Origin of the sequence: Haloferula sp. A504 (assembly GCF_044385805.1) — a bacterium.
In the GTDB taxonomy this organism is placed as follows: domain Bacteria; phylum Verrucomicrobiota; class Verrucomicrobiia; order Verrucomicrobiales; family Akkermansiaceae; genus Haloferula.
Genome location: NZ_JBISBU010000020.1, coordinates 59,199 through 79,497, shown reverse-complemented (window position 1 = coordinate 79,497; position 20,299 = coordinate 59,199). Strand labels below are relative to the sequence as shown.

Genomic DNA, 20,299 nt, shown 5'->3' with positions numbered 1-20,299 from the left:
GGGCGGAACGGCCCGCTTCTTTCCTTCGGTTTCCTGAACCCGTGTCTTTCCGCGCTCCATTCTGCGGCGCGTCGCATGGGGTCGGGGATGTGGTTTCCGGTGAGGGTGATCTTGAGTTCGTCGGGGTGACGCCTGCCGCGCTTGGTCTTGAAGCGGATTGCGGCGTAGCATTCCTGAAGGCTGTTTGATAAACCCCTGTGTCTGCCGTGTATTCAGGCTGATCCAATGCGTTTGAGTCGCCCACAGTTTCAAAGATGGTTGATGCCGACCTTGTTGGGTTCGGCGCTGGCTTCGGCCGCGGAGCCGGTCCAGTTCAATCGCGACATCCGGCCGATCCTGTCGGACCGTTGCTTCGCCTGTCATGGGCCGGACGAGGCGGCGCGGGAGGCGGATCTGCGCCTGGACCTTGAAGAGGCCGCGAAGATCGACCTCGGGGGCTATCGGGCGATCGTGCCCGGCAAGCCGGATCAGAGTGAGTTGGTGCGCCGGATTGAAAGCACCGATGAGGATGAGGTCATGCCTCCGCCCGACACGCACCTGAGTCTCGATGCCGAAGAAAAGGCCCTGCTCCGGCGCTGGATCGAGGAGGGGGCGACCTGGGAGGAGCATTGGTCGTTTCAGAAGATCGAACGCCCCAAGCTGCCGGAAGTGGCCGGGCCGAAGTGGGGCAGGGGAGGAATCGACGCCTTCGTGCTGCGCCGACTGCGCCAGCAATCGCTCGAACCGGCTCCGGAGGTCGGGCGCGAGCAGTGGCTGCGTCGGGTGACCCAGGACCTGACCGGGTTGCCGCCGTCGTTGGAGGAGATCGATGCCTTCGTCGCCGATGATTCACCCGATGCCTGCGAGAAGGTGGTCGACCGCCTGCTGGCGAGTGTCGACCACGCCGAGCGGATGACCGCGTTGTGGCTGGACCAGGCGCGCTACGCCGACAGCAACGGCTACCAGTTCGACAACGAGCGCACGATGTGGCCGTGGCGCGACTGGGTGATCGATGCCTTTCGCGCGAACATGCCCTTCGACCGCTTCGTCACCGAGCAACTGGCGGGTGACCTGCTCGACGAGCCGACCCCCGACCAACTCGTCGCCACCGGTTTCCTGCGCAATCACGGCTACTCGATCGAGGGCGGCATCATCGACGAGGAATACCGGGTGATGTACGCCAACGACAAGACCGCCACCGTCGGCACCCTGTTCCTCGGGCTCACGCTCGATTGCGCCCGCTGCCACGACCACAAGTACGACCCGGTGAGCATCGAGGAATACTACTCGATGTATGCCTTCTTCAACACCAGCGCCGAGAAGGGAGCGCCGGGCGAGGACGGTCGCAAGCAGAAGGCGGCCGCGCCATTCCTCGAGATTGACGCCGCGGGGGAGACGGTCCGGGCCATGGTGATGAGGGAACAGCCGCGCGAGACCTTCGTGCTGGAGCAGGGTCAGTTCGACCAGCCGGGGGATAAGGTGTCGCCGGACACGCCGGCCGTGCTGCCGTCCTTCGACGGCTACCGGCCCGACCGTCTCGGCCTCGCCCGCTGGCTGACGGCGGACGAGAACCCGCTTTTCGCCCGGGTCAGCGTCAACCGCCTGTGGCGGCAATTCTTCGGCCGCGGACTGGTCAAGACGGTCGACAATTTCGGCGTCCAAGGCGAACTGCCGACCCATCCCGAGCTGCTCGACTGGCTGGCGGTCGAGTTTCGCGACAGCGGCTGGGACCTGCGTCACGTCATCCGGCTCATCGTCCTCTCGGCCACCTACGGGCAGTCCTCGGACTTCCGCGACGACCTGGAGGATGCGGAGAACCGCCTGCTTGCCCGCGGCCCGAGCTTCCGGCTTTCGGGGGAAATGATCCGCGACCAGGCGCTCGCCGCCAGTGGGTTGCTGGTGAAGAAGATCGGCGGCCCGAGCGTGAGACCCTACCAGCCCGAGGGCGTGTGGGAGGATCTGAACGCCCCCGTCTCGCACGCCGAGACATACGTGCAGGGCACCGGTGACGACCTTTATCGGAAGAGCCTTTACACCTACTGGCGCCGCGCCGTGCCGCATCCGGCGATGGTCGCCTTCGACGCGCCGAGCCGCGACGTCTGCACGGTCGAGCGCGCCGCCACCAACACGCCACTGCAGGCGCTCGTCACCCTGCACGGCCCGACCTTCGTCGAGGCAGCCCGCAAACTTGCGGAGGAGGCACTCGCCGCCGGGGCGCCGGTCGATCTTGCCTTCCGACGGGTGCTTTCGCGCCAGCCCACCGGACGCGAGCGACAGATCATCGATGAGTTGCATGCCGAGCGCCTGCGGCATTACCACCACGATCCCGCCGCGGCCGACCGACTGCTCGCGGTGGGCGAAAGCCCGGTGGCCGCCGGCATCGAACGAGCCGAGCTTGCGGCGCTGGCCGACGTCTGCCACGCCATCCTCAACCTCAGCGAAACGGTGACCCGCAAGTGACCATGGACCCGCTTCTCCTCAACATGACCCGCCGCCGCGCGCTGCAGACCGTTGGCGGCGGCCTCGGCTCGATGGCGCTTGGCAGCCTGTTCGCCGAGGAAACCGGCGTCGCCCTCGGTGCCAACTACCGTCCCAGGGCCAGGCGCGTCATCTACCTGTTCCAGTCGGGCGGCCCGTCACAGACCGACCTTTTCGAGCACAAGCCGGCCCTGGCGAAATTCCACGGCCAGGACATTTTCTCGAAGGTCAAGCAGAGCGGGCGGCTCACCGGTTTCACCGACGGCCACAAGCTTCACCCGATCATCAACACCCGCTACGCCTTCAAGCGCCACGGCGAGTGCGGGTCGTGGGTCAGCGAATTGCTGCCGCACCTCGGGGCGATCAGCGACGAACTGTGCACCATCCGCTCAATGAGCACCAAGCCGGTCAACCACGATCCGGCGCTGACCTTCATGCAGACCGGCCACAACCTGCCCGGCCGTCCGAGCATGGGCTCGTGGCTGAGCTACGGGCTCGGGTCGATGAACCGCAACCTGCCCGACTTCGTCGTCCTGGTCTCGAAAGGCGACCTCGCCAACATGCAGCCGCTCAACGCCCGGCTGTGGGGCAACGGCTTCCTGCCCGGCAGGCATCAGGGCGTGCGCCTGCGCTCGGGCAGCGAGCCGGTACTTTACTTGAAAGACCCCACCGGCAAGAGCCTCGGCGAGCGTCGCCGGATGCTCGATGCGATCCACGAGCTTAACCAGGAGGAGTTGGCCCGCAGCGGCAACCCGGAGATCACCACGCGGATCAGCCAGTACGAAATGGCCTTCCGCATGCAGACCTCCATTCCCGAGTTGGCCGATCTTTCCGACGAGCCGGAGTCGACCTTCAAGCTCTACGGCGAGGACGCACGGACGCCGGGAACCTACGCCTTCAACTGCCTGATGGCGCGCCGCCTGGCCGAGCGCGACGTCCGCTTCATCCAGCTCTACCACTCCGGCTGGGACCACCATTTCAACCTGCCCGCCCACCTGCCGAAGCGCTGCCGGGAAACCGACCAGGCCAGCGCCGCGCTGATCCTCGACCTGAAGCAGCGCGGACTGCTCGAGGACACCATCGTGGTCTGGGGCGGCGAGTTCGGCCGCACCGCCTTCAGCCAGAGCGGCAAGGTCGCCGAGTCGTACGGCCGCGACCATCACGCCGCCTGCTTCACCAAGCTCGTTGCCGGCGGCGGCTTCAAGGCCGGGCTCAATTACGGCGAGACCGACGATTTCTCCTACCAGGTCGTGCGCGACGAGGTGCCGGTCCACGACCTCCACGCCACCGTCCTGCACCAACTCGGCATCGACCACGAGAAGCTGACCTTCCTGTTCCAGGGCCGCCGCTATCGGCTCACCGATGTCGAGGGTCACGTCGTCCGCGGACTGCTCGCGTAGGGACACAGCTTCGGGATTGTCCCGCCGGAGGCCGGCAGATAGACCTTGATCGTGCCGGTCGAAGAAATACCCCAAACCCTGTGGATCCTGCTCGGCGTCCAGACGGGACTACTGGTCCTGATCTGGCTCGGCCAGCTGATTCAAGGGGCCCGCCTGCGCCGGATCGAACGATCGCTGCTTTCCAGAAACGCGCCCGTGCCGGAACTGCAGCGTGTCAAGTCGGAGGCCAGGCAGGGCCAGCGGCTCTTTGACAGGTGGCTCGACGAGGATCCGAGCCGTCACGAGCTTCCGAAGAAGGAGCAGTTCGCTGGCTTCCGGAAGTGGCGCGCGGAGCAGGGGATGAACTGGGATCCGGAACGGTCGGGGGACTGATCCGGGTGACCCGGAGCCCGTCCTTCAGGCCGAGATCGAGAGTGACGGCTTGTGCTTACGTCCTTTCGGCTGGCGTGGTCCGATCAAGGCTCCGAGAGTTTCGACGTGATCCGCATCCGGGGCGCCCGCCAGCACAACCTGAGGAATCTCGACCTGGAGATTCCCCACGGGAAGCTCGTGGTCATGACCGGGCCGAGCGGCAGCGGAAAGTCGTCGCTGGCTTTTCACACGCTGTTCGCCGAAGGCCAGCGCCGGTTCATCGAGTCGCTCTCGGCCTACGCGCGGCAGTTTCTCGACCAGCTTGAGAAACCGGATGTCGATGCCATCGAGGGCCTGAGTCCGGCGATCGCGATCGAGCAACGCAGCGGCGGGCTGAATCCCCGCTCGACGGTGGCGACGGCCACCGAGCTCTACGAGCACCTGCGGGTGCTGTGGGCCGCGGCGGGAACCCCCCACGATCCGGAGACCGGCGAGCGTCTCGAGCGGATGACCTCGGCCGACATGGTGGCCGCGCTGCTGCAGGAAGCGGAGGGGACGAAGCTGGTGCTGCTCGCCCCGGTCCCGAAAGAGGAGACCTCGGATGCCGGACGCCTGATCGGTGACCTGCGGCGCCAGGGTTTCGTCCGGGTGCGGGTGGATGGAGAAATTCTGGATCTGGAGGAAGCGGAAGCCGGCTGGCCGGAGCATCCGCGACAGGTCGAGGTCGTGGTCGATCGCCTGGTGGTGCGCGACGGGGCGTCGGCTCGCCTCGCGGACTCCGTGGAGACCGTCTTGAGGATCTGCGGAAGCGAGGCCCGGGTGCTGGTGCAGGAGCCGGATTCCGAGGGCTGGGACGAGCGTTCGTTCCAGACCAGCTACCGGAACCCGAAGACCGGCTTCACGATCGGAGAGCTGTCTCCCCGCCACTTTTCCTTCAACTCCCATCTCGGGGCGTGCCGGGCCTGCGAGGGGCTGGGCACCGAGCGATTCTGTGATCCGGAGCTGCTGGTCGGTGATCCCGAGACGCCCCTGCTGGAGGGGGCGATCACCGGATGGTGGAAACCGAAGGCGCAGCGCGGGAAGTTGCTGATCAACGAACTGGCGGCGCTGCTGCGGATGTTTGGCGTCGATGAGTCCGTGCGTCTCCGCGATTTGCCCGATGAGGCGCGGCAGTTGCTGTTCCATGGCGGCATGCTGGAAACGGGCTGGAAGGTGGGGGCCGAGAAGAAACCGCAGATCAAGAAATACGAGGGGCTCTGTGTCGAGGCGGAGCGCAAGCTGCGAGTGGCGCGCTCGGAAGCGGTGCGGCGCCGCATCCTGCGGGTGATGGCGGAGCGGCCCTGCCGCGTGTGCGAGGGCCGTCGGCTGAAGCCGGAACTGCTGGCGGTGCGAATCGAGGGAGCGGGCGGTCGCTGGCTGGGGATCCAGGATTTCTGCGCGCTCCCGGTGGACGAGGCGCTGGCGTGGTTGGCAGGGGTGCGGCTTGCCGAGGACCGGGCGGAGATCTGCGGGCGGCTGGTCGGGGAGTTGAACGAGAGGTTGTCGTTTCTCGACGAGGTGGGGCTCGGCTATCTCGGTCTCGACCGGGCGAGCGGCACGCTTTCCGGGGGAGAGGCCCAGCGAATCCGCCTGGCGACGCAGCTGGGAAGCGGGCTCACGGGGGTCCTCTACGTGCTCGACGAGCCGAGCATCGGTCTCCACGCCGAGGATACCGGACGCTTGATCGGCGCCCTTGAGCGGCTGCGGGATCGTGGCAACACGGTGGTGGTCGTCGAGCACGACGAATCCATGATCCGGGCGGCGGATTGGCTGGTGGAGCTGGGGCCGGGTGCCGGAGCGGATGGCGGGCTGCTCTTGGCGAACGGAGCACCCGAGGATTGCGGTGAAGCACCGACCATGAAGTGGCTTGCGGCTGGGCGCCGCACTTACGGCCTGCCCCGGGCCGGGACAGCCGCTTTGCTGGAGGGTGAGTTGGTCATCCGGGGTGCCCGGGAGAACAACCTCCAGAACATCGACGTGAAGATTCCGCTGGGAGGGATCTGTTGCCTGACGGGTCCCAGCGGCAGCGGCAAGTCCACCCTGGCCAACGATATCCTGATGCGCGCCTTGAAGCGCCGGTTCCACGGGGCGGGCGATCGGCCCGGGGAGCATGACGGCATTGACGGGATGGATCGCATCGGCAAGGCAGTGGTGGTCGATCAGGCACCGATCGGCCGGAGTCCGCGCTCGAATCCGGCGACCTTTACCGGCGCCTTCGACCTGATCCGGAGTCTCTTTGCCAAGCTTCCGCTGTCGCGTCAGCGCGGCTACGGTCCGGGCCGTTTCAGCTTCAACACGCGGGGCGGGCGCTGCGAGAAGTGCGAGGGGGCGGGGCGGCTGAAAGTCGAGATGCATTTCCTGCCGGATGCCTGGATCGAGTGCAACTCCTGTGGCGGCCGCCGCTTCAACCGCGAGACGCTCGAGGTGACCTTCAAGGGACTGAGCATTGCGGACGTCCTGGAGCTTGGAGTGGTGGAGGCCCACGCGGCGTTCGCGGCGGTCCCCAAGCTCGCGGCGCTGCTGCGCATCATGGAAGAGCTCGGTCTCGGCTACCTCCGCCTGGGGCAACCGGCGAACACCCTTTCCGGAGGCGAGGCCCAGCGTCTGAAACTGGCCGTCGAGCTGTCCCGCCCGGCTGCGCCCCACACCTTTTACTTTTTCGATGAACCGACCACGGGGCTTCACTTCGGCGACGTCGACCGGTTGCTCGGCGCCTTCGCCCGGCTCCGGGAAAGTGGTCACAGCGTGCTGGTGGTCGAGCATCATCTGGGGGTCATCGCGGCCGCCGACCATGTGATCGACCTCGGTCCCGGCGGCGGACGGAACGGGGGGCAGGTCGTCGCCCGGGGGACTCCGGCGGAAGTGGCGATGGTCGAAAATTCCGCAACCGGGCGTGCGCTCGCCGCGAATCTTTCGTAGAAAACCGCAAGACAGGTCCATCGATCTGCTGCGCTTGAACGATGAAAGCCGAAGATCCCGACAACCCGGTGAATCCCGCAACCCACGCCCGAACCTCGCCGGCAGCGAGCGACTGGAAAGCGTGGCTCGACGAGAACGGGCCGCGGCTGCTGCTGTTTGCCCGGCAGCAGACGCGCAGTCACCAGGACGCGGAGGATCTGCTCCAGGACGCCCTGGTGAAGCTGATCGACAAGCTGGAGTCGGGTCAGTTCAGCGGTGGGCAGGAGGCCTGGATGCCCTATCTCTACACCACGCTGCGGCGTCTTTCGATCGATCTCGGACGACGTGACGACCGGCGCAAGCGGCGAGAGGACGTGTCGCACGGCGGCATCGACTTGGACAAGTCGGAGGGCGAGCACCCGTGGTTCGCGGGCGACGAGTCCGACGAGGAAACCCGGGCCCAGATCGAGGCCGGCCTGAAGGAACTGCCCGACAAGTTCTCCGAGGTGATCCTGATGAAGATCTGGGGCGAGCGGACTTTTGCGGAAATCGGCGAGGCGCTGGAAATTTCTCCAAACACAGCGGCGTCGCGGTATCGCTACGGACTTGAAGCCCTGCGCAAGAAGCTGAGCTCGGCGTGGCGCCGCGGCGACCTTTCGATCTGACCATGGAACTCGACTTACAGAAGCTGGAAAACCGGTTGGAGGCGATGCGTCCGTCCGGGCTCGATCCCGCCCTCGCGGAGCGGCTGGAGCGTGCGGTCGAAGGGCGGCTGGAAGAACTCGGCCCGGAGGAGAGGGGGCTTGAGCGCCGTCTGGCGAAGGTCTCCCCCAGTGGTCCGTCCGCATCGACCCGGGCCGCGCTGCTCACCATTCTCGAGCGCCTTCCCTTCCCCGGTGCGACGAAGGTGGTGCCGTTTCCCAATCGGGAGAAGGCATCGCCGCAGCGGCGCGCCATGCCATGGGCGGCGGCTGCATTGGTGGCGCTGGCCGGCGGGCTGTCCGCCCTGCTCATGGGCCCGAAAAGCACCGAGCCGGCCTCTGGTGCCGTGGCGACAACCGGCGGCTCCGAGGTCGTCAAGGCCGACCCCGAGGCCTTCACCCCGGCGAGCTTCGAATCCGGTGTGGCAAAGGCCGACGACCTGGGTCGAATCTGGGCCGGTGGCGACAAGTCGGTGCGGGTGGTGAAGGTCGTCTACAAGGACCGCGTGGTCTGGCTGAACGCCCAGGGCGAGGAGATGGTGACCGAGGTTCCGCGGACCGAATTCCTGGTGGTCCCGGATGAAATCGACTGATTTGAACAAAACCGCGAATCGAATACGATGAATCTAGTATGAAGCGTCGTGACAACCCGGAAAGAGTTATGAACATGATCATCCGAAGCATTCCACTGGTGGTGTTTGCGCCACTGACCCTGATGGCGATCGAGCCACCCGTGGATTCCGAGCCGATTCCGCCCCAGGCACCACCGGTTGCCGTTCCGGTGGATGAAGATCGACCACAAGCACCGCAGGCCGGTCAGGAAGAGCAAGCCGGCCCGCTTGATCCCGTCCCAATGCCCGCCGCCGAGGATGCGCGCCCGTTTCTCGGTGTCATTCTCGATCCCGTGCCGGATCTGCTGGCGGGTCATCTCCAGCTCAAGCCCGGGCAAGGCGTGGTGATCGGCGACCTGGTCGCCGGTGGCCCCGCCGAGAAGGCGCAGCTCGCGGTGGGTGACGTGCTGACCGAGGTGAACGGGGTGGGCGTCGGATCACCCGAAGCGGTTCGCGCCGAGGTCGAGAAGCACGAGGTGGGCGATGAAATCGAGGTGTCGGTGATCCAGAAGGGTCAGCAGCGCAAAGCGAGCATCACGCTGGGGAAGGCTCCCGAGGCGATGATGGGGGGAGCCGGTCAGCCGAATGCGCAGCTGGACGGTTTCCTGGAAAACTTTCCCGACCGCCACGCCGACCTGATCCGCGAGGCGCTCGAGCGCAATCTTCGGGCATTTGAGGATCTCGATTTGGAGGGTGGTGCCGCCAACAAGCTCCAGATGAATCTGATGCAACGCCTGGAGAAGGAGATGCTCAATCCGGGCATGCAGCTGAAGCTGGGCGGGGACGTGGCGGCCGAGAGTTCGATCCGTCTGCTCGACGAGGAGGGGTCCATCGAGATGAGCAGCCGCGACGGTCACAAGGAAGCGCGGGTCTATGGCCAGGACGGCGAGCTGCTGTGGGAGGGTCCCTACGACACCCCGCAGGACAAGGCGGCGGTGCCGGATGGGATTCGGGAACGCCTGGAGAAGCTGAATTTCGACATGGATTTCGGCGGCAACGGACTGAAGCTGCGACTCGGACCGAACCGTTTCCGTCCGCTGGATGAACTGAACCACGACGACGCCGGGGACGGCGAGGAGTAGGCCACGGGATTCCACGATTTTCAGCCCGGCCCTGCGAATTGCGGGGCCGGGCTGCTTTTGTTCGGGTCGCTCAATCCTCGATTTCCCCGGCAAAAAGCAGCTTTCACAAAGTGCAACATGCAGGCTAGGCTCCGCGCCCCGGAACCGTCCATGAAATCCGTCTTTCTCTACGACACCACCCTCCGTGATGGCACGCAGGGCGAAGGCTTCCAGTTGTCGCGACTCGACAAGCTCCGCATCGCCGAGCGACTCGATCGCTTCGGCATCGACTACATCGAGGGCGGTTGGCCGGGGTCGAACCCCAAGGACATCGAGTTTTTCAAGGAGGCCCGGAAGCTGGATCTGAAGCATGCCAGACTTGCCGCCTTCGGCTCGACCCGGCGGGCCAACACGGCTGTCGAGGAAGACCCGCAGGTGCGCCTGCTGATCGAGGCGGAGACGCCGGTGGTGACGATCTTCGGGAAAAGCTGGGAACTGCACGTCACCGAGGTGCTGCGGACCACCCCTGCGGAGAACCGGGCGATGATCCGGGACACGGTGCGCTTTCTGAAGGAGCACGGGCGCGAGGTGGTTTACGACGCCGAGCACTTCTTCGACGGCTACAAGGATTCGGCTGAACACGCACTGGCGACGCTCGAGGCGGCCGCCGAGGGCGGGGCGGACGTGCTTGTTTTGTGCGACACGAATGGGGGCACCCTGCCCAGCGAGATCACGGCGATCTGCACGGCGGTCAAGGAACGGCTGCCGGACACGCCCTTCGGCATCCACACGCACAACGACTGCGAACTGGGCGTCGCCAACGCCATCGCGGCCGTGAGGGCGGGGGGTACCCAGGTGCAGGGAACCATCAACGGCTACGGCGAGCGCACCGGCAATTGCAACCTGACGTCGGTGATTCCCATCCTCCAGCTCAAGATGGGCCACGAGGTGGTTCCCGATCTGAGCGGCTTGCAGTCACTCTCGTATTTCGTCGACGACGTCTCGAACAACCCGCACTTCGCCCGGGCACCCTTCATCGGCAAGACGGCCTTCGCCCACAAGGGCGGCATGCACGTCAACGCCGTGCAGAAGCTGGCCCGCAGCTACGAGCACATCGAGCCGGCCGAGGTGGGGAACCGTCAGCACATCCTCGTCTCGGAACTCAGCGGCCAGTCGAACATCCTGATCAAGGCGAGGGAACTGGGGCTGGAGCTTGAGAAGGGCTCGCCGGAGGCGACGGCCGTGCTTTCGCGGGTGAAGGAGCTGGAGCACGCCGGCTATTCCTTCGAGGCGGCAGGTGGTTCGCTCGAACTGCTGATCCGGCGGCAGATGGGGAACTACGAAAAACCCTTCGACCTGAAGGAATTCCACACGTCGTACCGGCTTTACCGCGACGGCCATCAGCCGGTTTGTGAAGCCACCGTGAAGCTCTACGTCGGCGAGGTGGCGGAGTACACCGTGGCGGAGGGTCACGGTGTGGTGAACGCCCTCGACAAGGCGCTGCGAAAGGCGCTGCTGCCCTTTTATCCCGAAATCGAGGAGGTCTCGCTGCTCGACTACAAGGTCCGGATCATCGACGGCCACGACCACACGGCGGCGAAGACCCGGGTGCTGGTGGTTTCCGGCGACGGTGAGCGGAACTGGGGAACGGTCGGGGTTTCCGAGAACATCATCGAAGCCTCGTGGATCGCGATCGTCGACAGCATCGACCTTTTCCTTCAGCGGCGCGGAAGCCGGGCGCAGAACGGCGATACATCGGGCGGTCCCGCTGCGTAGGAGGTTGGATGAAAAGATGTCTCCTCCTCTTGGTGCTGGCCGCCGGCATGGCTCAGGCCGCCCCGGTTCCCCTGTTTGACGGCAAGTCGCTCGATGGATGGAGGGTGGAAGGCGCGGACTACTGGAAGGTCGACGACGGAGTTCTGGTCGGACAGAGCGATGCCGGGAAAAAGAACTCGATTCTCTGGACGAAGAAGGATTTCACCGATTTCTCGCTCGAGTTCGAGTTCCGGTTCTCCGGCCACATCGACTCCGGCGTTTTCCTCCGGCATCAGACGGATCAGATCCAGATCGGGATCAGTGGATCCTTGAAGCGGGACATGACCGGTTCCCCCTACATCTCGAAGAAGCGGGGCTACCCGGTCGAGGGCAAGGGGGTGAAGGAACTCCTGAAGGAGGAGGAATGGAACCGCATGAAGATCGTCGTCCGCGGCAACAAGTACGTGGTGTCGCTCAACGGCAGTGAGGTCATGACCTATGAGTCGGACACGGCCGTGGAGAAGGGGCCGCTCGGGCTCCAAGTCCACCCGGGACTCGTGATGAAGATCGAGTTCCGCGACATGGTGGTGGAGGAGTTGAAGTGAGAAGAGAGGGGTGCCTATCGGAAATCATGCGACCCGGCGGCGTGGTCGTGGGTGATGCCCGGGAGTGGATGGAGGGCGGTGGTGTAGAGGGTGGGTTGATCGCCCTCTGAGATTTGCAGGGTGCCCTCGGCGAGGAGGAAGGATTCGGTGGTGATGAGGAGGCGGTATCTCTGGAAGGTGTCGCGGGGGACGAAGAGGTTGGCGATGCCGGTCTCGTCCTCGAGGCTGATGAAGCAGTGGCCCTTGGCGGTGGACGGGCGCTGGCGGCAGATGACCATGCCGGCCACCCTCACCGCGGCGGCGTGCTGGAGCGAATGGAGGTCGATGGCGCGGTGAGGGGGAGTGATCAGTGATCGGTGATCGGTGATCAGTGGTTTTGTGCGGCGCTTTGCGCCGGGGGTGGAAGATGCCGATTTCATAATCGGCGCTCCTTGAGCCGATCTCCATAGGGCCATGGGATGCGGGCCGGTGGTGGCGCCGGTGAGGGTGAGATCGGCGGCGAGACACTCGTGGTCCGCCATGACGCCTAGTGGCGAGTGATCAGTGGAAGAAACAGAACCAGGGGCGTCGGGACGCTTTGGAACTTGGAATTTGGAACTTGCCTGCCCTCCATAGCCTTGGCGACGGAGGGAAACTTCGGCGAAAAGGTCGTCGTGAAGGGGGAGTTCGGACTGCCACAGGGCGTGGCGGCGGTGCTCGATTTCGGGGAGCTCGTTGAGGGCTCCGGTTGCCGCCAGGACGCGGCGCTCATTTTTGCCGGGACGGACGCGGCGGAGGAAGTCGGGGAGGTTGGTGAAGGGCTGCATTTCGCGCTCGGCGAGGAGGCGGCGGGCGGTCTTTTTGGAGAGACCCTTGAGACGGTGAAGACCGAGGCGGAGGTGATGGTCGTCGAGAACGGTGGTTTCGTAGCTACTATGGATGACGGAGATGGGGCGCGCGCGGACCCGGTGGCGCTTGGCGTCCTGGAGCAGGGTGTTGACGGAGTAGAAGCCCATCGGCTGGTGGTTGATCAGGCCGCAGTAGAACTCGGCGGGGTGGTGGACCTTCATCCAGCAGGAGAGGTAGGCGATGAGGGCGAAGGAGATGGCGTGGCTCTCGGGGAATCCGTAGAGGGCGAAGGAACCGATGGATTGGATGACCTTGCGCCGGGCTTCGGCGGGGATGCCGCGGGCGGTCATGCGGGTGTCGAGCTTGCGGGCGACGGCTTCCATTTTCTCGTCGGCGCGCTTGAAGGCCATGGCGCGGCGGAGCTCGTCGGCCTCGGTGCCGGTGAAGCCTGCCAAGGTCATGGCCATGCGCAGGACCTGTTCCTGGAACAGCGGAACGCCGAGGGTGCGGGCGAGAATGGGCTCGAGGTCGGGGTGGATGTGGTCGACCGGCTCGCGGCCGTTGCGGCGGTTGAGGTAGGGGTGGACAAGGTCGCCGACGATGGGGCCAGGGCGGATGATGGCGACTTCGATGGCGAGGTCGTAGAAATTCTGCGGGCGCATGATGGGCAGGGTGGCCATCTGGGCGCGGGACTCGACCTGGAAGGTTCCGATGGTGTCGGCGCGGCAGAGCATCTCGTAAACGGCGGGGTCGTTCTTGGGGATGAGCGCCGGATCGACGGGGTGGCCGCGGTCGGCGCAGATCTTGAGGGAGGTCTCGAGGGCGGCGAGCATGCCGAGTCCGAGCAGGTCGACCTTGACGATGCCGAGGTCCTCGCAGTCGTCCTTGTCCCATTGAACGATGGTGCGTCCGGGCATGGTGGCGGGCTGGAGCGGGACGATGCGGTCGAGGCCGCGATCGCAGATGATCATGCCGCCGGAGTGCTGGCCGAGGTGCCGGGGCAGGGAGAGAACGGCGTGATAGAGGTGGGTGAGGGCCGGCAGCCTCGGGTGGTTCTTCGGGATGCCGGCGGCGACCATGGTCGCTTCGAGGTCGAGGACCTTGGCCTTCGGGTAGTAGTGGTCCATGCCACCGGTCCCACCTGCGGCGGAGTACCGAGTGTCGAGTGCCGAGTGAGAAGTGGGGGAGTTTGCGGCTTCGCCGGGGGTGGGGGTGCCGATTTCATAATCGGCGGTCCTTTCGTCGTGGACCTTTGGGGAGGAACAAAGGTCGGAGAAGCGGTCGGCGATCTGCGGGGGGAAGCCGAGGACCTTGGACATCTCGCGGAAGGCGGAGCGAGGGCGGTAGGTGATGACGTTGGCGGTCATCGCCGCGCCGCGCGGGCCGTATTTTTTGAAGACGTGCTGGATGACGAGTTCGCGACGGTCGCCCGAGGGGAAATCGATGTCGATGTCGGGCCACGAGCGACGGTTCTCGGAAAGGAAGCGCTCGAAGAGCAAGCCGCCGCCGACGGGGTCGACGTTGGTGATGCCGAGCGCGTAGCAGACCGCCGAGTTGGCGGCGGAACCACGGCCCTGGCAGAAGATGCCGTGGGCCTTGGCGAAGCTCATGATCTCCTCGACGATGAGGAAGTATCCGGGGAAGCCGAGCTTGTGGATGAGGGCGAGTTCGTGCTCGAGCTGATGTTTCACCCTGGGTCGAAGGGTGCCATAGCGACGGTGAGCACCGGCGTAGGTGAGGCGCCGGAGGCGGGTGGATTGTTCTCCGATGGAGAGCGGATGGCCGGTGTCGTCGCAGGCGTCGGGAAAACGGTAGCCGAGGTTTTCGAGGGTGAAGTCGAGGCGTTCGGCGAGGCGGAGGGTGTTGTCGATCGCGGCCGGGAGGTCGCGGAAGAGCTCGCGCATGGCGCGTGGCGACTTGAGGTGGCGTTCGCCATTGGGTGCGAGAAGCGCTCCGGCCTGGTCGAGGGTGGTGTGGTGGCGCAGGCAGGTGAAGGCGTCGCACAGGAGCCGGTCGGTACGGGTGGCGTGAAGCGGGGAGTTGCTGGCGATCAGCGGGAGCTTGAGGTGGTCGGCGAGATCGATGAGCAGACGGTTGAGGCGGGTGTCGTCGCGCAGGTGGTGGCGAGTGAGTTGGATATGGACGTTCTCGAGTCCGAAGATGTCGATGAGCTGGCGGGCGAAGGACTCGGCTTCCCGGCGCTTCTCCTGAAGCAGGAGCCGGCAGAGCAGGTGATCGCGGTCGCCGGTGAGGGCGGCGACCGCTCCGCGGTCGAAGTGCCAAGTTCGAAGTGCCAAGTTCCAAGGAGAATGCGTCGCTTCGCGACGGGGGGGCTGGAGGCATTCGGCGGGACGCCGAATGGAGCCGGCAGGATGCCGGCGCTCCCCCTCCTCGGTGAGGTGCTGGCAGAGCTGGGTGTAGCCGGTGCGGTTGGCGGCGAGGGCGACGACGGCGGGAGCGGGGTTTGGCGCTTGGAACTTCTCACTTGGAACTTCGAGGGTGGTTCCGACGAGGGCGCGGATGCCGTGCTGCCGGGTGGCGGCGTGGGCGCGTGGGCTGCCCTGGAAGCCGAGGTGGTCGGTGACGGCGATGGCCGGGTAGCCGAGTTCGGCGGCGCGTTCGACGAGGGCCTCCGGGAGGCTGGCACCGCGGAGGAAGGAGAAGGCGGAACGGGCGTGGAGTTCGACGAACATGGTGAACAGCGTCGCTGCGCGACGGGGTGGCAGGACCCCCTGAAGGGGGAACTACGAACGGAACCGGCGGACTTTCAGGGGTAGGCTCCCTGGAGCTGCCAGAGGTCGGGGGGGATGTGGGCGAGGCGCAGGAGATGGCGGGTTTCGAGGCGGATGTCCCATTCGACTTGCTGCCACTTTTCCCCGGGATCCCACCACTGGCCGGAGAGGGGGAAGGGACCGTGGCGATGGGTGACGCGACCGCGGTGGGGCCCGGTCAGAAGCGCCAGGGGGACGGGGTGCCCGCTGGCGTTTTCGAAGGCCACGGAGACCTCGATGGGAGGGCGGAAGCGGGAGAGGGGTGGGCCGAAGTTCGAAGTTCGAAGTTCCAAGTGCCAAAGGGAGTGCGCCGCTTCGCGTCGAGGGGATGGAAGACTGGTTTGATCGAAGAGGTGATGGGCGGGGTGAAGGGCAAAGGTGTCGGGGCGGTGGGTGAAGCCGGGGGAGGGGAAGCCGAGGCGGTCGTCACCCAGCAGGGCGGCCAGGCGGATGAGGGTGTCGGCGAGCCGGTGGGGCTGGCGGATCCCGCGGTCGAAAAGCTCGTGTTGTCCGGCGTGGCCGGCGCAGGGAGTCAGCCGGAGATGAAAGCCGGTGACGGGGGCGGTCAGCGTGAGGTGCTCCAGATGGGTGGCGAGAGGACGGAGCAGGGTTTCGGGCGAGGCCGAAGGCTCCGGCAGCCGGTGGGTGTGGCGATGCGGGGGCTGGTCCTCGAGATCAAGGGTGAGATGGATTTCCGCAGCGGCGCGATAGCTGGAGGCCAGCCGGGAGCACAGGGTGTGGAGGGTTCGCCGCAGCCACAGAACCAGGCCGTCGCCGTGACTCAGCGGGTGTTCGAGATCGGTGTGCGCCTCGATGGATTCGGCCGGGCGGAAGATCCTGAGAAGACGCTGGTGCCGGCCGTGGAGAATATCGTGGAGACGGACGAAATCCGGACCGAGACGCTCGGCGAGATCCTGACGAGGGAGTCGGGCGAGGTCCGCGAGGGTCTGCAGGCCCCACTGGGATGGAAGTTCCAAGTGAAAAGTTCCAAGTTCCAAGTGATGGAGAATTTGGAGTGGGAGGGCGGTGAGTGAGTCGTGGAGGTGGGTCGGTTTTTTCCACCGATAGTCGGCACCGCGGTAGATGAGCGAATGGCTGGTGGCGGGATGAAGGGAGAAGAGGTGGGCGAGGTCGGGCGTCGCGGCGGCGGCGAGGTGGAGAGGGAGTCCGAGGGGTTCGATTTCGGATTTCAGATTTCGGATTTCAGATGGGATCTCCTGTTTGATCCGCAAGCCAGCGAGGATGAGCGTGTCGGGAGTGGTGAGTTCAAAGTCGGGGGTGAGGGACTCGGCGCATTGGAGGAGGTCGTGGAGGACGGCGGTTTCCGCTTCGGGGGCGCGCTCGAGAAATTTCAGTTCCGGACAGCGGGCGAGGGCCCGGGTGTGGGAAAGCCCGTCGTGGACGGCGCGGCGACGGGCGGCGCGGTTGGCGTGGATGACGGTGGAGGAATGGGCGGATGGAGAAAGCAGGGCATGGGGATGACGGCGCTTTTCCGGCTGGTGCCGGAGAAGGGCCTCAAGGGGTAGGGCGGGGATGTGGAGGGCGAGGTACGAAGTTCCAAGTGGGGAAGGGCCAAGTTCCAAGGGAGAGACGGACGGACAGGAATGTCCGCGCTCCGGAAACTGGCATTGGCACTTGGAACTTCTCACTTGGAACTTCCGGTTCAGGCGGTGTGGCGGTGGCGGTGGCGGGCTTCGGCGTGCAGGTTGCGGAGGAGGTCGGTGCGCGAGAGGTCGAGATGCCGGAGATCGAATTCTCGGGTGAGGGTCAGGCGCAGCGCCGCACCCGGAACGAGCGGGGTGGGAGTCAGCACGAGCAGGGTGCACTGGCTGGGTTCCGCCAGCTGGCGCAGGCGGTGCCATGCGGACCCGGGGATGCGGCGCAGTTCGCGTGCGGGGAGCGGGGAGAGGTCGAGGAGAATGAAGGGCAGGTTGCCGTCGCGCAGGAGCAGGTCGGCGGATTGCAGGGCCTGGCGGGTCTCGCGGCAGCGCAGCCAGAGGAGGCGCCGGCACTCTTCGGGGGAAAACGAGGCGGGATCGAAGCGGTCGCGGGCGTCGATGAGAACGAGTGCCGGTGTTTCCGCCTTCGCTGAAGCGACGGCGGACAGGTCGGTGTTTCCGGGATTCGGTGCTTCGGAGAGGAGGGCGGCGAAGAGGAGGGTGAGACCGCAGGCGGGGTGGGCCGGGGAGATCTCGGTGATGGCGCCGATCGGGAAGTTCGAAGTGCCAGGTTCGAAGTTCCAAGTGCCAAGAGGAGTGCGACGCTTCGCGTCGGGGTGGGTGGAGGCATTCGGCGGGACGCCGAATGGAGCCGGCGGGACGCCGGCGCTCCCCTCGCGATGGGCGGCGGGGAATTTCTCGCGCAGCTGCTGGCGCAGGTTCTGGATCGTCTCGCTCGGCATGTTCCGAGGAGAAGCCTGCGCGGAATCCTTAAATGTTCAAGTGAACAGTAAAAATTGACGGGTGTTTTTGGTGCAGCGGTCGATCAGGGCGGCGGGATCCTCGCTGAGATGGCGGGCCAGTCCGGTGGCGATGGCGGGCAGGTTGGCCGGGTGGTTTTGTCCGTCGGGCAGGGAATGGGTGATGATTTCCTCCGGCGGAGGCATGGAGGGGGCGTCGGTTTCGAGCAGCAGCCGATCAGGTGGGACGGCGCGGAAGGCCTCGACGACCCGGGTCTTGCGGGGATGAAGGAAGTGGCCGGAGAAGGAGAAGCGGGCCCCGAGTGGCAGCAGTTGCGCGACGAGTTCCGGGCTGCCGCCGTAGGAGTGAAGGAGGAAGCCGCGCTCGGGCGGTGGTTCCTGGTCGAGGGCGTCGAGGAGCGGTCCCCAGGCCTTGAGGGCGTGGATGGTGATGGGGAGATTCCGCTCGCGGGCGAGGGCGAGTTGCGGGAGGAAGACCTCGAGCTGAAGCTCGATCGGCGGATTGTCGATCCAGCGGTCGACGCCGCATTCGCCGATGGAAGCGCCAGGGAAGCGGTCGAGGAAAGCTTGCAGGGTGTCGAGCCAGTCGTCGCTGCGTTGGTGGGCGTGCCAGGGGTGGAGCCCGAAGGCAGGACGGATGAAGTCCGGATGTTGTTCGGCGAGTTCAGCGACGGCAGGCCAGTCGTCTTCTGAGGTGCCGTTGACGACGCAGCCCTCGATGCCGACGCGCCGCATGGCGCGGATGGCTTCCTCCGGGTCGGGGAGCTGGTGGAGGTGGTTGTGGGCGTCGATGAGGGCCATGGGTCCTATGGGACCTATAGGACGCATGGGATGGCGGCGCGATCGTTCATACTTCCACTTCGACGATCATGTTGATCTCGACGGCGACATTGAGCGGCAGGGCGGCGGCGCCGAGGGCGGTGCGGGAGTGCTTGCCCCGATCACCGAAGACCTCGAGGAGGAACTCGGAGGCGCCATTGACCACCTGCGGGTGGCCGGTGAAGTCGGGCTCGGAGTTGACGAAGCCGTTGAGCGCGACGATGCGCGTGATCTTGTCCAGCGAGCCGATCTCGTCGCGGATCACGGCAAGCCGGTTGAGCATGATGATGCGGGCGCCTTCCGCCGCTTCCTCCGGAGAAACATCGGTCGGCACCTTGCCGAGGATCTTCCGCTCGCCATCGATGGGCAGGCCGCCGGAAAGGAACAGCAGGTTGCCGCTGCGCACGCAGTTGACATAGGCGGCGACCGGGGCGGGGACTTCGGGGAGGGTGAAGCCGAGGCTTTCGAGGCGGGCGAGGGTCTGGTCCATGCCTTGAAGTTCCAAGTTCGAAGGGCCAAGTGCCAAGCGCCGATTTTCAATTCGGCTATTTTGGATCCGGGAAGTCGCCGGTGAGGAGGGCGATGAGCTTCTTGCCGTTGGTGGACAGCGTGGCGGAGCTTCCTTCGCCGGAGAGAAGTCCACGGGTGAGGTAGCGGTGGGCGGTGTCGGAGGCCTTGACGGCGGAGACGATGGGCTCGCCGACCTTCCGCTGGCTGATGGCGATGCCGGTGGGCAGGCCGGTGGCCGTGAGGGAGATCTCCCACGAGGGGGAAGGCTTGGTGAGGTCGCCGTAGACCAGCCACGGATGGCGGCTGGCGAATTCGAGCGTGCCCCGGCGCGGCACGGTCACCTTGAAGTAGGCGGGGCTGCGACGGACGAAATCCGTGACCTTGAGTTCGGGGTTCTTGTGGACCTCGGTCATGAAACGGGCGACATCCATGCCGATCAGGTTCATGCCATTGTAGTTGCCGTGATGATTGGTGCCGCCGGAGTACCGCTGAAACCATCCCTGGAACCGGTTGCTCATCATCAGGCCCAGTTCGAGATGGAGGTGGGCGCGGGTGCGGTTGAGGCCTCGACCGGTGTAGCCCATCCGGCCCAGCACCGAGCCGGCCTTGACCCGGTCGCCGGGTTTCACCGTGGTCGTGGCGAGGTGGGCGTAAAGGCTGTGGACCATGTTGCCGGAGGAGTCGACCGGATGCTCGACGACGATGTAGCGCCCGTAGTTGGAGCGTCCGGAGGAGTCGTTGACGTGGACGACCCGTCCCGGCGCGACGCTCATCACCAGATCGAGCGGGTTGCCGGCCTTGTCGCGCTTGACCGGGGCGATGTCGATGCCCTCGTGGAAACGCATGTATTCAACCTTGCCCCCGACCCGGACGGGGTTGCGGACCAGCCCCCAGGCACCTCCCTGCCATGGCTTCGAGCTCACGCCCTCGAAGGTGCGGTCGACATACATGTAGAATTTTTCGGGTTCCCCGGTGAGAAGGTGGCGGTTCTCCGTCGGCAGCTGCCAGTCGAGCGCCGAGGCACCGGACGGGAGGAAGGCGAGGGCGAGAATGAGCGTGCGGAACATCACAGGA

At 65.8% G+C, this 20,299-nt stretch carries 16 protein-coding genes; 10 read left to right on the top strand and 6 right to left on the bottom strand.

Annotated features, from left to right (window positions below; genetic code table 11):
- From ACG2LG_RS11740 to ACG2LG_RS11695, 10 genes are all read left to right on the top strand, one after another.
- Nucleotides 1–188, top strand: a 188-nt coding sequence (locus ACG2LG_RS11740) for a hypothetical protein (protein ID WP_396259193.1), incomplete at its 5' end; no start/stop codon positions are given.
- Nucleotides 189–261: 73 nt separating this feature from the next.
- A complete protein-coding gene (locus tag ACG2LG_RS11735; RefSeq protein ID WP_396259192.1) occupies nt 262–2,439 on the top strand; it encodes a PSD1 and planctomycete cytochrome C domain-containing protein in 2,178 nt (725 codons plus the stop codon).
- 2 nt (nt 2,440–2,441) lie between these two features.
- Nucleotides 2,442–3,857 carry a DUF1501 domain-containing protein gene (locus ACG2LG_RS11730; RefSeq protein ID WP_396259190.1) on the top strand — a complete coding sequence of 472 codons (1,416 nt, stop codon included), beginning with the start codon at nt 2,442–2,444 and terminating at the stop codon, nt 3,855–3,857.
- A gap of 51 nt (nt 3,858–3,908) precedes the next feature.
- A complete protein-coding gene (locus tag ACG2LG_RS11725; RefSeq protein WP_396259188.1) occupies nt 3,909–4,229 on the top strand; it encodes a hypothetical protein in 321 nt (106 codons plus the stop codon).
- 105 nt (nt 4,230–4,334) lie between these two features.
- Nucleotides 4,335–7,166, top strand: a complete 2,832-nt coding sequence (uvrA, locus tag ACG2LG_RS11720) for an excinuclease ABC subunit UvrA (protein WP_396259186.1) — start codon at nt 4,335–4,337, stop codon at nt 7,164–7,166.
- Nucleotides 7,167–7,207: 41 nt separating this feature from the next.
- On the top strand, nt 7,208–7,810 hold the full coding sequence (locus ACG2LG_RS11715) for an RNA polymerase sigma factor (RefSeq protein ID WP_396259184.1): 603 nt from the start codon (nt 7,208–7,210) through the stop codon (nt 7,808–7,810).
- 2 nt (nt 7,811–7,812) lie between these two features.
- On the top strand, nt 7,813–8,439 hold the full coding sequence (locus ACG2LG_RS11710; protein WP_396259183.1) for a hypothetical protein: 627 nt from the start codon (nt 7,813–7,815) through the stop codon (nt 8,437–8,439).
- A 74-nt stretch (nt 8,440–8,513) separates the two neighbouring features.
- A complete protein-coding gene (locus ACG2LG_RS11705; protein WP_396259181.1) occupies nt 8,514–9,539 on the top strand; it encodes a S1C family serine protease in 1,026 nt (341 codons plus the stop codon).
- Between the two features lie 150 nt (nt 9,540–9,689).
- Nucleotides 9,690–11,294, top strand: a complete 1,605-nt coding sequence (gene cimA, locus ACG2LG_RS11700; protein WP_396259180.1) for a citramalate synthase — start codon at nt 9,690–9,692, stop codon at nt 11,292–11,294.
- Between the two features lie 8 nt (nt 11,295–11,302).
- Entirely contained in the window at nt 11,303–11,878 is a 576-nt protein-coding gene (locus ACG2LG_RS11695; RefSeq protein WP_396259178.1) for a DUF1080 domain-containing protein, read from the top strand.
- Nucleotides 11,879–11,892: 14 nt separating this feature from the next.
- Here ACG2LG_RS11695 and ACG2LG_RS11690 read toward each other — a convergent pair whose 3' ends face one another.
- From ACG2LG_RS11690 to ACG2LG_RS11665, 6 genes are all read right to left on the bottom strand, one after another.
- Nucleotides 11,893–15,399, bottom strand: a complete 3,507-nt coding sequence (locus ACG2LG_RS11690; protein WP_396259177.1) for a DNA polymerase III subunit alpha — start codon at nt 15,397–15,399, stop codon at nt 11,893–11,895.
- Between the two features lie 74 nt (nt 15,400–15,473).
- Nucleotides 15,474–17,060, bottom strand: a complete 1,587-nt coding sequence (locus ACG2LG_RS11685; RefSeq protein WP_396259176.1) for a hypothetical protein — start codon at nt 17,058–17,060, stop codon at nt 15,474–15,476.
- Between the two features lie 80 nt (nt 17,061–17,140).
- A complete protein-coding gene (locus ACG2LG_RS11680; RefSeq protein ID WP_396259174.1) occupies nt 17,141–17,878 on the bottom strand; it encodes a hypothetical protein in 738 nt (245 codons plus the stop codon).
- Between the two features lie 36 nt (nt 17,879–17,914).
- Nucleotides 17,915–18,697: a TatD family hydrolase gene (locus tag ACG2LG_RS11675; RefSeq protein WP_396259173.1), complete on the bottom strand. Its 783-nt coding sequence runs from the start codon at nt 18,695–18,697 to the stop codon at nt 17,915–17,917.
- Nucleotides 18,698–18,743: 46 nt separating this feature from the next.
- Complete coding sequence (locus ACG2LG_RS11670) at nt 18,744–19,205, bottom strand: RidA family protein (RefSeq protein ID WP_396259172.1); 462 nt, start codon at nt 19,203–19,205, stop codon at nt 18,744–18,746.
- Nucleotides 19,206–19,260: 55 nt separating this feature from the next.
- A complete protein-coding gene (locus ACG2LG_RS11665; RefSeq protein WP_396259170.1) occupies nt 19,261–20,292 on the bottom strand; it encodes a M23 family metallopeptidase in 1,032 nt (343 codons plus the stop codon).
- Nucleotides 20,293–20,299 lie beyond the last annotated feature (7 nt).